Source organism: Deinococcus gobiensis I-0 (assembly GCF_000252445.1).
Taxonomy (GTDB): Bacteria; Deinococcota; Deinococci; order Deinococcales; family Deinococcaceae; genus Deinococcus; species Deinococcus gobiensis.
The window spans coordinates 1,850,972-1,863,781 of record NC_017790.1 but is presented as its reverse complement, the minus strand read 5'-3'; the positions used below and the strand labels follow the sequence as shown (position 1 = coordinate 1,863,781).

At 70.5% G+C, this 12,810-nt stretch carries 13 protein-coding genes; 11 read left to right on the top strand and 2 right to left on the bottom strand.

The features are described 5' to 3' along the window. Nucleotides 1–24: 24 nt before the first annotated feature. The 5 genes from DGO_RS08775 (at nt 25) to DGO_RS08755 (ending at nt 4,372) form a co-directional block, all read left to right on the top strand. On the top strand, nt 25–897 hold the full coding sequence (locus DGO_RS08775; protein WP_043801763.1) for a glycerophosphodiester phosphodiesterase family protein: 873 nt from the start codon (nt 25–27) through the stop codon (nt 895–897). Further along, the gene (locus DGO_RS08770; protein ID WP_014685140.1) at nt 894–1,454 is read left to right on the top strand and encodes a DUF1572 family protein; all 561 of its coding nucleotides are present in this window, start codon (nt 894–896) and stop codon (nt 1,452–1,454) included. The genes DGO_RS08775 and DGO_RS08770 overlap by 4 nt, the downstream gene beginning before the upstream one ends. Nucleotides 1,455–1,603: 149 nt before the next feature. Then, nucleotides 1,604–2,929 (top strand): 3-phosphoshikimate 1-carboxyvinyltransferase, encoded by a 1,326-nt coding sequence (gene aroA / locus DGO_RS08765; RefSeq protein WP_043801759.1) that lies wholly within the window; start codon nt 1,604–1,606, stop codon nt 2,927–2,929. 59 nt (nt 2,930–2,988) lie between these two features. Next, a complete protein-coding gene (locus DGO_RS08760) occupies nt 2,989–3,219 on the top strand; it encodes a hypothetical protein (protein WP_014685138.1) in 231 nt (76 codons plus the stop codon). A 61-nt stretch (nt 3,220–3,280) separates the two neighbouring features. After that, a complete protein-coding gene (locus tag DGO_RS08755; RefSeq protein WP_050920746.1) occupies nt 3,281–4,372 on the top strand; it encodes a PQQ-dependent sugar dehydrogenase in 1,092 nt (363 codons plus the stop codon). Nucleotides 4,373–4,382: 10 nt separating this feature from the next. Here the strand turns inward: DGO_RS08755 and DGO_RS08750 are convergent, their stop codons facing one another. After that, the gene (locus DGO_RS08750) at nt 4,383–4,772 is read right to left on the bottom strand and encodes an Hsp20/alpha crystallin family protein (protein WP_014685136.1); all 390 of its coding nucleotides are present in this window, start codon (nt 4,770–4,772) and stop codon (nt 4,383–4,385) included. Nucleotides 4,773–4,820: 48 nt separating this feature from the next. On the opposite strand from DGO_RS08750, the gene miaA reads away from it, so the two are divergent. From miaA to DGO_RS21630, 3 genes are all read left to right on the top strand, one after another. Next, entirely contained in the window at nt 4,821–5,777 is a 957-nt protein-coding gene (miaA, locus tag DGO_RS08745; RefSeq protein WP_043801756.1) for a tRNA (adenosine(37)-N6)-dimethylallyltransferase MiaA, read from the top strand. A 226-nt stretch (nt 5,778–6,003) separates the two neighbouring features. Next, nucleotides 6,004–7,245 carry a glucose-1-phosphate adenylyltransferase gene (glgC, locus tag DGO_RS08740; RefSeq protein ID WP_014685134.1) on the top strand — a complete coding sequence of 414 codons (1,242 nt, stop codon included), beginning with the start codon at nt 6,004–6,006 and terminating at the stop codon, nt 7,243–7,245. A 171-nt stretch (nt 7,246–7,416) separates the two neighbouring features. Next, on the top strand, nt 7,417–7,590 hold the full coding sequence (locus DGO_RS21630; RefSeq protein ID WP_014685133.1) for a DUF1540 domain-containing protein: 174 nt from the start codon (nt 7,417–7,419) through the stop codon (nt 7,588–7,590). A gap of 83 nt (nt 7,591–7,673) precedes the next feature. On the opposite strand, the gene DGO_RS08735 is transcribed toward DGO_RS21630, so the two are convergent. After that, nucleotides 7,674–9,320 (bottom strand): methylmalonyl-CoA mutase family protein, encoded by a 1,647-nt coding sequence (locus tag DGO_RS08735; RefSeq protein WP_014685132.1) that lies wholly within the window; start codon nt 9,318–9,320, stop codon nt 7,674–7,676. Between the two features lie 104 nt (nt 9,321–9,424). Between DGO_RS08735 and DGO_RS08730 the strand changes: the two genes are divergently transcribed. The 3 genes from DGO_RS08730 to DGO_RS08720 all read left to right on the top strand — a co-directional run bounded on the left by DGO_RS08730 (nt 9,425) and on the right by DGO_RS08720 (nt 12,712). Next, complete coding sequence (locus DGO_RS08730) at nt 9,425–9,895, top strand: phospholipase A2 (protein WP_050920745.1); 471 nt, start codon at nt 9,425–9,427, stop codon at nt 9,893–9,895. A 65-nt stretch (nt 9,896–9,960) separates the two neighbouring features. Next, a complete protein-coding gene (locus tag DGO_RS08725; protein ID WP_043801752.1) occupies nt 9,961–11,217 on the top strand; it encodes an aspartate aminotransferase family protein in 1,257 nt (418 codons plus the stop codon). Nucleotides 11,218–11,305: 88 nt separating this feature from the next. Continuing rightward, on the top strand, nt 11,306–12,712 hold the full coding sequence (locus tag DGO_RS08720) for an MATE family efflux transporter (protein WP_014685130.1): 1,407 nt from the start codon (nt 11,306–11,308) through the stop codon (nt 12,710–12,712). Nucleotides 12,713–12,810 lie beyond the last annotated feature (98 nt).

Sequence of the window (12,810 nt, the reverse complement as noted above, 5' to 3'; positions counted from 1 at the left end):
ACCTGTGCGCGCCACAGTAGGGCCATGCGTCCATTCCTGCGGGCGGCCCTGTTGGGCCTGGCCACGCTTCTGGCCGGCTGCGCGGCACCGAAACCGGAAGCGGCGGCCAATCCGTACCTCCGCGCGCGCCCCCTGAACATCGCGCACCAGGGCGGCGAGGCGCTGTGGCCCAGCAACACCCTGCTGGCCTACCGCAACGCCGCCGCGCTGGGCGTGGGCATGATCGAAACCGACATGCACGCCACCCGCGACGGCGCGCTCGTCCTCTCGCACGACGAGACGCTGGACCGCCTGACCGACCGCGCGGGCCGCATCGCCGACCTGACGCTGGCGCAGGTGCGGGCGGCCGACGCGGGCTACCGCCTGACGCCCGCCGGGGCCAGCGGCTTTCCCTTCCGGGGCCGGGGGGTGCAGGTGGCGACGGTGGACGAGCTGCTGGGGGACGTGCCGGCCCTGCCCCTGACCATCGAGATCAAGCAGGTGTCGCCCAGCCTCGCCGCGCCGCTGTGCCGCAAGCTGCGCGCCGCCGGAGCCACGGGCCGGGTCATCGTGGCGAGTTTCAGCGACGCGGCCCTGAACGACTTCCGCGCCGCGTGCCCCGAGGTGCTGACCAGCATGACCGAGCGCGAGCTGCGGCCCCTGGTGCTGCTGAGCAAGGTGGGCTTGTCGCGCCTCGCCCGCGCGCCGGGGCAGGTCGCGCAGGTGCCGGTGCGCGGCGGCGGGGTCACGGTGGTCACGCCCGCTTTCGTGCGCGCCATGCACGCGCGCGGCGTGGCGGTGCAGGTCTGGACCATCGACGATCCGGCCGAGATGCGCCGGCTCGTGGGGCTGGGCGTGGACGGCATCATCACCAACCGGCCCGACCTGCTGAACACCGTGCTGGAGGAGACGAAATGAGTGAAGTGGCGGAGCTGTACCTGAGCGACGTGCGCGCGCGGATGCGCAGCGTCAAGGTTCTGGGCGAGGGAGCCCTCTCGCAACTGCGCGCCGAGGAGTGGCACATCCCGCTCGTGCCGGAGGGCAACTCGGCGGCGGTGCTCGTCACGCACCTGGCAGGCAACATGCACTCGCGCTGGGGGGCGCTGCGTGGCGGCTACGCGCCGGGGGCCGAGGGCGAGACGCCGGGCCGCGACCGCGACGCCGAGTTCGTGGAAGGCCAGGAGGCGCCTGCCGAACTGCGCGCGCGCTGGGAGGACGGCTGGGCTGTCTTTCTGGACGCCCTGGACGTCCTGACCCCCGCCGACCTGACCCGCGAGCTGACCATCCGGGGTGAGGCGCACAGCGTCCTGGCGGCCGTGCAGCGGCAGGTGGCGCACTACAGCGGGCACGTCTACCAGCTCATCCTGCTCGTCAGGACGCTGCGCGGTCAGGAGTGGCAGACCCTGAGTATCGCGCGCGGCGGCTCGGCGGCCTACAACGTGGCGATGACCGCGGAGAAGGACACGGCGCGGTAGGACACGCCCGGCAGCTGGGGGGCTGGCCGCCACGGCAAGCGGTCCCCATGACTCCCTCACGCCGCCGGGCCGGCCGGACCGCCTGTGCCGCCCGGCCCCGCTAAGCAGCCTGCCCGGGTCCCCTCGCCGCGCGCGCTAGCCTCCGGCCCATGAGCACGGACGGCCTGCCGGAAACCTTCGACGTGGTGGTGCACCCGGCGCGCGAGCTGCGCGGCGAGCTGCGCGCCCAGCCCAGCAAGAACTACACGACCCGCTACCTGCTCGCGGCGGCCCTCGCGCCCGGCGAAACCCGCGTGGTCGGGGTCGCCACCAGTGAGGACGCCCACGCCATGCTGCGCTGCCTCGCGGACTGGGGCGCGGGGATCACCCATATCGGCGACGACGTGGTCGTGCGCGGCTTCGGCGCCTCGCCCCGGCCCGGCGTCACCCTGAACCCCGGCAACGCGGGCGCGGTCGCGCGCTTCCTGATGGGCGTGGCGGCCCTGACCACCGGCACCACCTTCGTCACCGACTACCCCGACTCGCTGGGCCGCCGCCCTCAGGGCGACCTGCTCGAAGCCCTCTCGCGCCTGGGGGCGCGGGTCGAGAGCGAGGACGGTCGCCTGCCCCTCTCGATCAGCGGGCCGGTGCGCGGCGGCGCCGCCCAGGTCAGTGCCGAGCGCAGCAGCCAGTACGCCTCCGCCCTGATGTTCCTGGCCCCGCTGCTGCCCGGCGGCCTCGACCTGCACCTGACTGGCGACATCAAGAGCCACGCGCCGCTGCGCCAGACCCTCGATACGCTGGAGGCCTTCGGGGTGCGGGCCAGTGCTAGCGACGACCTCAGCCGCATCTCGGTTCCCGGTGGGCAGCGCTACCGGCCGGGGCGGGTGCTCGTGCCCGGCGACTACCCGGGCTCGGCGGCGATTCTCGCGGCGGCGGCGCTGCTGCCCGGCGAGGTCCGGCTCTCGAACCTGCGCGAACACGACCTCCAGGGCGAGCGCGAGGCGCTGGACGTGCTGCGCGAGATGGGCGCCGACCTCACCCGCGCGGGCGACGCGGTCACGGTGCGCGGCGGGCGGCCCCTGCGCGCGGTCACGCGCGACGGCGACGGCTTCACCGACGCGGTGCAGGCCCTGAGCGCCGCCGCCGCGCTCGCCGGGGGCACGACCACCTGGGAGAACGTGGCGACCCTGCGCCTCAAGGAATGCGACCGCATCAGCGACACGCGCCGCGAGTTGCAGCGCCTGGGTCTGGAAGTCTCCGAGACGGCCGACAGCCTGAGCATCACGGGCGCGCCCCGGCTGGCCGGCGACGTCACCGCCGACGGCCACGGCGACCACCGCATGATCATGCTGCTGACCCTGCTGGGCCTGAAGGCCGACGCGCCCGTCCGGATTACCGGCGCGCACCACATCCGCAAGAGCTATCCGCAGTTCTTCGGGCACCTGGAGGCGCTGGGGGCGCGCTTCGACTACCTGCCGACCGAGCGGCACTGAACCGGGCGATCTGAGGGCGGCGCGGGCAACTCTGGCCCGTCCCGCGCCGTAGTGCAGACATGTTCTCCTCCGAAGACGCGCCCTTCACCTCCGGGCAGAAACTCGCGCTGTTGCTGGCGACCGTGCTGTTTCCGCCGCTGCTACTGGGCTGGGCCCTGGCGACCCTGTGGTTCCGGGAGACATATCCCCAGCGGGCACGTGGCTTCGCGTGGGTGGGCCTCACCTTCTTGCAGGGGGTGCTGCTCGTCGTGGTGGTCGGGGTCGGGGTGTCGCTGCTGCTGGGCCGCTAGGTCTGCCGGGCCTTCACCCGCCTCCCGCCTCCCTCTCACCGCCGCGTGCTCAGATGCCATCATGCGAAAACTGCTGTGGATGGCGGCTGCCCTGGCGACCTCGGGCCTGGGTGTGGCGAGCGCGCAGACCCCCGACCTCAAGGTGCCCGACGGCTTCAAGGTGTCCCTGTACGCCGAGGGGCTCTCGCAACCGCGTTTCATGGCGGTGGCCCCCAACGGCGACATCTTCCTGAGCGAGCCGCGCTCGGGGACCGTGCTCGTGCTGCCCGACCGCAACAAGGATGGCAAAGCCGACAGCAAGGCGACCTTCGCCTCGGGCCTGAATCAGCCGCACGGGCTGGCCTTCCACAATGGTTATCTGTACGTCGCCAACACCGACGGCGTGGTGCGCTTCGCCTACAAGACCGGCGACACCAAGGCCACCGGCAGCGCCCAGAAACTCGTGAGCCTGCCGGGCGGCGGCGGCCACTGGACGCGCACAGTCGAATTCGGCCCCGACGGCAAGATGTACGTGGCGACCGGCAGCACCTGCAACGTGTGCGAGGAGAGCGACACCAAACGCGCCTCGGTGTGGGTCTACGACGCTGACGGCAAGAACGGCAAGCCCTACGCCACGGGCCTGCGCAATCCCGTGGGCATCGAGTGGAACGGGGGCACACTGTACGCCACCAACAACGGCCGCGACCAGCTCGGGGACAACATCCCGCCCGAGGGCTTCTACAAGCTCAAGGCCGGGGGGTTCTACGGCTGGCCCTACTGCTACACCACCCAGGCCGGACAGCCGCAGGTCTGGGACAAGGACTTCGGCCGCAAGAGCGCCGCCACGTGTCAGGACGCCACGCCCGCCTTCGCCCTCACCACGGCGCACTCGGCCCCGCTGGGGCTGGCCTTCTACGACGGCGGGTCCTTCCCGGCGGCCTACAAGGGCCAGATGTTCGTCGCCCTGCACGGCAGCTGGAACCGCAGCACCAAGAGCGGTTTCAAGGTGGTGCAGGTGGACCCGAAGAGCGGTAAGGTCAGCGACTTCATGACCGGCTTCCTGAAGGGCCAGACCGCCCAGGGCCGCCCCGTGGACCTCGTGGTCGCCCCCGACGGCGCGCTGCTTGTCACCGACGACGGCGAGGGCCGCGTCTGGCGGGTGCAGGCGCAGTAGGCCCCGGGCGTCAGTCCTGCTGCTCGCTGCGGACGTCGATGGTCGGGTAGCGTTTCTCGAAGCGTACGGTCAGCACGCCCTGGGCGAGGCTGGCCTGCCCGCTTTGGGGCAGCACCTCCTCGGGGAAGGTCAGGGTCAGGTCGAAATGGCCGCCCGGCCGGTCGCCGGAGATCAGGCGGGTCAGGGGCTCGCGCTCGCCGGAAACGGTCACGTGCTGGCCCTCCTCGCTCAGGGTCAGGCTCTCGGCGGCCACGCCGGGCACGTCCACCCACAGTTCGAGGTGGGTGCCCGCGTCGCACCAGTCGGCGGCCGGAACCCAGCGCCCACCCCGGCTCAGTGACTCGACCTCCTCGCGCAGGGACATGAGGTGTTGCAGCCTGGAAAGCACCGGCTCGTTCATGCCTCCACCGTAGCACTGCGCCGCCGTCAGCGGGCACAATGCGCTGGCGTGCCTCCGCTCCTTCCTGCCCCCATCCCCATCCTGACTGCCCCCACCGCCTCGGGCAAGACGGCGCTGGCCCTGGACCTGGCCCGGCAGAGCGCCGCCGCCGGGCTGCCGGTCGAGATCGTCGCCGCCGACGCCTTCACGGTCTACCGGGGCCTGGACATCGGCACGGCCAAACCGTCCGCTGCCGAGCGCGCCGCCGTGCCCCACCACCTGCTGGACGTGGCCGACGTGACTGATGACTACAGCGTGGCCGACTACACCCGCGCGGCCGAGAGAGCCATCGCGGACATCCTGGCGCGCGGGGCGCGGCCCCTGGTGGTCGGGGGCACCGGCTTCTACCTCACGGCCCTCACGCGGGGCCTGCCGCTGACCCCGCCCGCCGACGTGGCGGCCCGCACCCTGGTCGAGGCCGAGCTGGAGGCGCGGGGCCTGGACGCCCTGCTCGCGGACATCGCCGCCGAGAACCCGGCCGAGGCCGCGCGCATGGAGCGCAACCCGCGCCGGGTGGTGCGCGCCCTGGAAATCCGCCGCCGCACCGGCAAGTACCCCGGCGAGTTCGGGCATGCGCCGCCCGCCTTCGCGTACCGCGTGGTGGCCTTTTCCCCCGAGGACGCCGAGCTGACTGCCCGCGTCGCGGAGCGCACGCGCGCCATGCTCGCGGGCGGCTGGCCGGAGGAGGCGCAGTGGCTCGCCGGGCAGGTGGACCCGCTGCGCGAGCCGCGCCCGACCGCCTGGCAGGCCCTGGGCTACCGGGAGGCCCTGGCGGTGGCGCGCGGCGACCTGGACCCGGAGGATGCCGCTACCCGGATCGCGCTCGCCACGCGGCAGTACACCCGGCGGCAGCTGACCTGGACGCGCCGTCAGCTCGGGGCCGAGGTGCGGACCCCGGGGGCGGCGCAGGCGCAGCTGCGCGCCCTCCTTTCGGAAAGGTGGCCGGGCCGGCGTCTCGGCGGATGAGGTCTGTGCGACCGGCGACCGGGCGGGGCAGGACCGTAAGCGCTTGTTGCCGACAGCGTCAAGCCCGACAAATTTAAACAGGGCTTAAATGTTTTGGCGGGGTCTCAGAGTAGAGTGAAAGGGAACAAGCCCGTTTCCACGCCCCGTCGCCCGGTCCGGAGGTTCGCCCCCCTCTGGTCCTGGTCTTCGTGGCGCATTCCCTTTCTCAGTTCCGGAGGTCCATCAGATGAAACCACGTGTCCTCGGCATGATTCTCGCGGGAGGCCAGGGGTCTCGCCTCGCCCCGCTGACCCAGAAGCGCAGCAAGCCCGCCGTTCCCTTCGGCAGCAAGTACCGCATCATCGACTTCGCCATCAACAACTTCATCAACAGCGGCGTGTTCTCGGTCTACGTCCTGACGCAGTACAAGGCCCAGAGCCTCACCGAGCACATCCAGCGCGGCTGGCGCTTCGGCACCTTCCTCAGCGACTATTTCATCACGCTGGTGCCCGCGCAGATGTACCGCTACGAGGAACTCGGCGCGGTGTGGTACCGCGGCACCGCCGACGCCGTGTACCAGAACATGCACCTCATCGAGAACTACGACGCCGACTATGTCGCCGTGTTCTCGGGCGACCACATCTACAAGATGAACGTCGAGCACATGCTCGAAAAGCACATCGAGTCGCGCGCCGACATCAGCATCGCCGCCTACCCCATGCCGCGCAGCGAGGCGCACCGCTTCGGGGTCATGCAGGTGGACACCCGGGGCCGCGTCACCGAGTTCCTGGAGAAGGTCAAGGACCCGCCCGGCGTCCCCGGCGACCCCGACACCAGCCTGACGAGCATGGGCAACTACATCTTCTCGCGCCGCGCCCTCGAAGAGCTGCTCGAGGCGAGCATCAGCGGTCAGGAGGAGGGCTTCGACTTCGGGCACAACGTGATTCCGCGCGCCCTGGCCGACGGGTACCACGTGCAGGCCTACGACTTCCACCGCAACCCCATCCCGGGGCAGACCGGCCCGAACCTGTACTGGCGCGACGTGGGGACCCTCGACGCCTATTTCGAGGCCAACATGGACCTCGTGAGCGTGAATCCCGAGTTCGACATCTACAACCCGCAGTGGCCGCTGCGCACGAGTTCCGAGTTCTCGCCGCCCGCCAAGTTCGTGCACGAGAGCGAGGGCCGTAAGGGTCAGGCCTTCAACTCGATCATGGCCGGGGGCACCATCATCAGCGGGGGCACGGTGCGCGACTCGGTGCTGGGGCGCAACGTCCGTACGCACTCGTACTCGCTCGTCGAGAACTGCGTGCTGTTCGACGACGTGGAGGTCGGCCGCCATTCGCACCTGCACCGCGTCATCGTGGACAAGCAGGTCACCATTCCGCCCGGCACGACCATCGGCCTCAATGCCGACCACGACCGCGACCGCGGTTTTACCGTGACCGAAAGCGGCGTGGTGGTCGTGCCCAAGAGCTACGTGTTCTGATCGGCGGACCGTTGCGTTAAGGAAGGGGGCTGGCCCGGTGTGGCTGGCCCCCTCCGCCATAAAGGGGCCCGGCAGATATCCGACTAAGCCACTCTGATTTATTTGATTGGGCGGATTACATGACGCGGTAGCCTACTTTCAAATGAATCCGGACAACTTACAGTGACAGCCATGAACGACACGACGACCGTTTCCCGCTGCGACGCCACGACCTGCCGCTTCAACAGCGACATGAAATGCACGGCGGGCCAGATCGAAGTGAGCATGAGCGCCCATCAGGCCCAGTGCCTCACGTTCAGCCCCGCCGAGGGCGATCAGGGCCAGCGGCCCACCGCGCAGCAGTAACGCGGGCAGCACCGGAAGGCACAGCAGAGCGCCCCTCCCACGTGGGAGGGGCGCTCTGCTGCGGGGCGCGTACAAAAAGCCCGCTACACCAGCACCGGCTCGGTGTACTCGCCGTAGACCGTTTTGAGCACGTCCATCTGTTCGCCCAGGGTGCAGTAGGCATGGGCACACTCCAGAAAGGCGGGCATGGAGTTCGCGCCCGTGACGGCCGTGTCGCGCAGGGCGCTCAGGGCGGCTTCGGCGCGCCCGGGGTCGCGCTCACGGCGCACCTGCGCCAGCCGCGCGGCCTGCAACGCCTCGACCTGCGGATCGATGTTCTGGATGGGCACGCTGACCGGGTCCTGCACGAAATCGTTCACCCCGACAATGATCCGCTCGCCGCGCTCGACCTCGCGCTGGTAGCGGTAGGCGGCCTCAGCCATCTCCAGCTGGAAAAAGCCGCTGTCGATGCCGGCCTCAACCCCGCCCAGCGCGCGGATCTGCTCGATGTAGCCCAGGGCGGCGGCCTCGATGTCGTTCGTCAGCTTCTCGACGTAGTAGCTGCCCGCCAGGGGGTCCACCACGCCCGCCACGCCCGTCTCGTAGGCGATGATCTGCTGGGTGCGCAGGGCGATGGTCGCGGCTTCTTCGGTGGGCAGGGCCAGCGCCTCGTCGAAGGAATCGGTGTGGAGGCTCTGGGTGCCGCCGAGCACGGCGGCGAGCGCTTGAATGGCGACGCGCGCAATGTTGTTCAGCGGCTGCTGCGCGGGCAGCGATACCCCGGCCGTCTGCGAGTGTGTGCGCAGCATCAGGCTGCGCGGGTTCTTCGCGCCGTATCGGTCCCGCATCTGCCGCGCCCAGATGCGGCGGGCGGCGCGCATCTTGGCGATCTCCTCGAAAAAGTCGTTGTGGATGTCCCAGAAAAAGGAGATGCGCGGCGCGAATTCGTCGATGTCCAGCCCCCGCTCCAGCGCCTTTTCCACGTAGTGGAACCCGTCGGCCAGTGTGAAGGCCAGTTCCTGCACGCCGGTCGCCCCCGCCTCGCGGATGTGGTAGCCGCTCACCGAGATGAAGTTCCATTTGGGCAGCACCTTCGGCCCCCACTCGAAGGTGTCGATGACCAGTTTCACGCTCGGCGCGGGCGGGTAGATGAACTCCTTTTGCGCGATGAATTCCTTCAGGATGTCGTTCTGGATGGTGCCGCCGACCTGCCCCAGGTCCTTGCCCTGCTTCTGCGCGTTGGCGATGTACATGGCCCAGATGGCGTTCGCCGGGCTGTTGATGGTCATGGAGGTCGTGACCTGCGTGGGGTCGATGCCCCGGAACAGGATCTCCATGTCCGCGAGGCTGCTCACCGCCACGCCGCACTTGCCGACCTCGCCGCGCGAGAAGGGGTGGTCCGAGTCGTAGCCCATCAGGGTCGGCAGGTCGAAGGCGGTCGAGAGGCCGGTCTGGCCCGCGCCCAGCAGCGCGTGGAAGCGGGCGTTCGTCTGCTCGGCGCTGCCGAAGCCCGCGAACATCCGCATGGTCCACAGCTTGCCCCGGTAGACCGAGGGCTGCACGCCGCGCGTGTACGGAAACTCGCCGGGGTAGCCCAGCTCGCGCCCGGCGTCCCAGCCCTCCAGGTCGTCGGCCGTATAGATCGGCTCCGGGTCCAGGTCCGAGAGGTTCTTGAAGTTGTACTTGCGCTCGGGGAATTTCTGGGTCGCCGGCTGGTAGACGCTGCTCAGCCATTCGTTCTTCGTCTTCATGGGGGGCCTCCGTTGGCAAAGAGACAAAACAAACGCTCGTTAGGGTGTCTCCAGGGTAGCAGACGGAGACGAGCGCCCGGCCAGGGGTGGCTTACAGTGGGGCGGTGCCTGCCCTTCGCCTGCTCGCGTGCGCCGCCGCCCTGGGAGCGGCCGGGCTGGGGGCCTGCGCGCCCCGCCTCGACGTCCCCGCGGCCCCGGCCGAGTCGGCGCGCCTGACCTACATCGGCCGGGTGGCCTGGGGCGAGGTCGCCGCCTACGAGGCCGAGTACGCCGCGCAGGACCGTGCGCCCTTCGCCGGGCTGGACTGGTCGCGCAACGGGTGCAGCGCGCCCGACGGGCTGGGCCTGGGCTACCGCGAGCTGTTCCGGCCGGCGTGCAACGTCCACGATTTCGCGTACCGCAACCTGGGGCGCGAGGCCCACACGCCGGAAAACCGTCTGCGCAGCGACGCGGCGCTACTGCGCAACCTCCAGACCATCTGCGGGTCGCTGGCCCGCGCGCAGCGTCCGGGCTGCCTCGCGGCGGCGTCGGTCTACGTGCGGGCCGTGCGGTGGCGCGGCGCGGAACACTTCTGAGGCCGGGTCCGGCGGGCTGGACACCGGCCTGCCCAGGGCCGCCGTTTGCCCCTACACTGAAGTCCATGACGACCCAACCGCAGCAGAGCAAGTGGCTCGAGGCCGAACAGAAGTACGACAGCGGCGTGTACAACAAGCACCAGGTCGTGATGGTGCGGGCCAAGGGCGCGACCGTCTGGGACGAGACCGGCCGCGAGTACATCGACTGCGTGGCGGGCTACGGCGTGGCGAACATCGGGCACGGCCACCCCGACGTGGTCAAGGCCATCAAGGACCAGGCCGACCGCCTCATCGTGATGCCGCAGACGCTGCCCAACGACAAGCGCGCCGAATTCCTGACCGAACTCGTGGGCGTGCTGCCCCAGGGCCTGGACCGCGTGTTCCTGTGCAACTCGGGCACCGAGGCGATGGAGGCGGCCAAGAAGTTCGCCATCACGGGCACCGGCCGCAAGCGCTTCGTGAGCATGAAGCGCGGCTTCTCGGGCCGCTCGCTGGGCGCGCTCGCCTTCACCTGGGAGCCCAAGTACCGCGAGCCCTTCGGTGACGCCGTGGACAACCGCAACGTGGACTTCATCACCTACGGCGACATCGAGCAGTTGCGTGCCGCCGTCACCGACGAGACGGCCGCCGTGATCCTCGAGCCCGTGCAGGGCGAAGGCGGGGTGCGCCCGGCCAGCATCGAGTTCATGCAGGAGGCCCGCCGCATCACGAAGGAAAAGGGCGCCCTGCTGATCCTCGACGAGATCCAGACCGGATTCTGCCGCACCGGCAAGATGTTCGCCTGCGAGCACTCGGGCGTGGTGCCCGACGCCATGACGCTCGCCAAGGCGATGGCGGGCGGGCTGCCCGTCGGCGCGCTGGCGATGACCACCGAGGTCGCCGACCGGATGCCGGCGGGCGGCCACGGCACGACCTTCGGCGGCAATCCCATGACGATGGCGGCCGGGGTCGCGGCCCTGCGGGCCATGAAGCGCGAGAACATGGCCGAGCAGGCCCGCGAGAAGGGCGCGTACTTCATGGAAAAGCTGCGCGCCATCGGCTCGCCCAAGATCCGCGAGGTGCGCGGCCTGGGCCTGATGATCGGCGTGGAGCTCAAGGAAAAGAGCGCGCCCTACATCGCCGCCCTGGAGCACGAGGAAGGCGTGCTGACCCTCCAGGCCACGCCGCTGGTCGTGCGCTTCCTGCCGCCCGTGACCATCAGCAAGGAGCAGATCGATCAGGTGGTCGCCGCCTTCGCGCGGGTGCTGGAGAAGATCAACCCCCGTGCGGAGCGCTCGGCCGAGCTGGCCGCCGAGATCAAGGAAGACAAGCAGACCGAGTGAGGGTCGGGGGTGGGGGCCGCCGCGTGTGCAGCTCCCACCCCGCCAAACGGCTGACGCCTGAGCGGCGCGGCGGGTGTAGCCTGGGCCAATGTCTGCGCCTCCCGCCACCAGCCCACCTTCTGAATCGATTCACCCCTCGCCCAGACGTGAAATCGCGTCCATCGCCGTCCCGGTCAGCCTGGAGATGGTCATCCAGCTGCTGCTCACCTTCATCAACCAGATCATCGTGGGGACCCTGGGGGCGGTCGCGGTGGCCTCGGTGGGCCTGTCGGGCAGCCTGACCTTCCTGTTCTTCGTGACGCTGGGCGCGCTCGGCTCGGGCACCAGCATCCTGGTCGCGCGGCGCACGGGTGCGGGCGACCAGGCCGGGGTCAACCACACCCTGACCGTCACGTTGCTGTCCTCGGTGGTATTGGCGGTCCTCGTCTCGGTGCCGGTCATCGCCGGGGCGGGCACGCTGCTGCACCTCGCGGGCGGGGCCGAGGACGTGACCCAGGCCGCCACGCCCTACATGCGGGTCGCCATGCTGGCGCTCGTACCGGGCATGCTGGGCTGGATCTTCAGCGGGGCGCTGCGCTCGCTGGGGCACGCGCGCACCCCCCTGATCGCCACGAGCATCTCGGTGGCGGTCGAGTGCGTGGTGGCGGTCGGGCTGGTCTTCGGCACCGGCCCCTTTCCCGAACTGGGTGTGGTCGGGGCCGCCTGGGCGCTGGTGGTCGCCAACACCCTCAAGGCCGCCATCCTGGCCTACCAGATCTACGGGCCGCGCCGGCTGGCCGCCCTGAGCCTCCCCGCACGGCCCGACTGGGGCCGTATCGCCCGGCCGCTGCTGGCCCTGTCGGCGCCGCTGGCCTTCACCGAGTTCGTGTGGAGCCTGGGGGGCTTCATGTACGCCGCCGTGTTCGCGCGGGTGGGCACCGTGGCCCTGGCCGCCAGCCAGATCGTGCAGACGCTGGAGGGCATCTTCGTGGTCGGGTCCTTCGGCCTGATGAGCGCGGCGACCGTCCTGATCGGGCGCTCGCTCGGCGCGGGCGACGCTCCGGGCGCGCAACTGTGGCTGCGGCGTATCTCACGGGCGGGGCTGGCGACCGGGCTGGGCTTCGGGCTGCTCTTCGCCCTGAGTTCGCTGCTGCTGCCGGTGCTGTTTCCGCGCGTGGGGGACAGCGTGCAGGAGATCGCTGTGGTCGGCATCCTTATCAATGCCGCCACGCAGGTCTTCAAGGTGCGCAACATGATCGTGGGGGGCGGCGTGCTGCCCAGCGCGGGCGACGGCAAGGGCGTCATCACGGGCGACGTGGTCGGGGCCTTCGTGGTGGGGCTGCCGCTCGCCATCTGGCTGGGGCTGTACACCCCGATGGGCGTCTGGGGCGTGTTCCTGGCCCGCAGCCTGGAGGAGATCGTCAAGGTGCTCGTGTTCGAGTGGCGCCGCCGCCGCGTGAACTGGCCCCGCCTCGCCGAGGAGCAGCGCGGACGCGAGGTCGTCGCCGCCCACTGATCCGGTCCGGTCAGAGGAGGAGATGGGGGGTGAGGGGCCGCCCCCGAGCCCCGGGCCACAGGGGGCGAGCCTCGGTGGACGCATCGAACGGCATCCGT

What these genes read in the sequence shown, in the direction of transcription:
- DGO_RS08775 (WP_043801763.1), top strand. Translation starts at nt 25, where the DNA reads ATGCGTCCATTCCTGCGGGCGGCCCTGTTGGGCCTGGCCACGCTTCTG.
- DGO_RS08770 (WP_014685140.1), top strand. Translation starts at nt 894, where the DNA reads ATGAGTGAAGTGGCGGAGCTGTACCTGAGCGACGTGCGCGCGCGGATG.
- aroA (WP_043801759.1), top strand. Translation starts at nt 1,604, where the DNA reads ATGAGCACGGACGGCCTGCCGGAAACCTTCGACGTGGTGGTGCACCCG.
- DGO_RS08760 (WP_014685138.1), top strand. Translation starts at nt 2,989, where the DNA reads ATGTTCTCCTCCGAAGACGCGCCCTTCACCTCCGGGCAGAAACTCGCG.
- DGO_RS08755 (WP_050920746.1), top strand. Translation starts at nt 3,281, where the DNA reads ATGCGAAAACTGCTGTGGATGGCGGCTGCCCTGGCGACCTCGGGCCTG.
- DGO_RS08750 (WP_014685136.1), bottom strand. Translation starts at nt 4,772, where the DNA reads ATGAACGAGCCGGTGCTTTCCAGGCTGCAACACCTCATGTCCCTGCGC.
- glgC (WP_014685134.1), top strand. Translation starts at nt 6,004, where the DNA reads ATGAAACCACGTGTCCTCGGCATGATTCTCGCGGGAGGCCAGGGGTCT.
- DGO_RS21630 (WP_014685133.1), top strand. Translation starts at nt 7,417, where the DNA reads ATGAACGACACGACGACCGTTTCCCGCTGCGACGCCACGACCTGCCGC.
- DGO_RS08735 (WP_014685132.1), bottom strand. Translation starts at nt 9,320, where the DNA reads ATGAAGACGAAGAACGAATGGCTGAGCAGCGTCTACCAGCCGGCGACC.
- DGO_RS08725 (WP_043801752.1), top strand. Translation starts at nt 9,961, where the DNA reads ATGACGACCCAACCGCAGCAGAGCAAGTGGCTCGAGGCCGAACAGAAG.
- DGO_RS08720 (WP_014685130.1), top strand. Translation starts at nt 11,306, where the DNA reads ATGTCTGCGCCTCCCGCCACCAGCCCACCTTCTGAATCGATTCACCCC.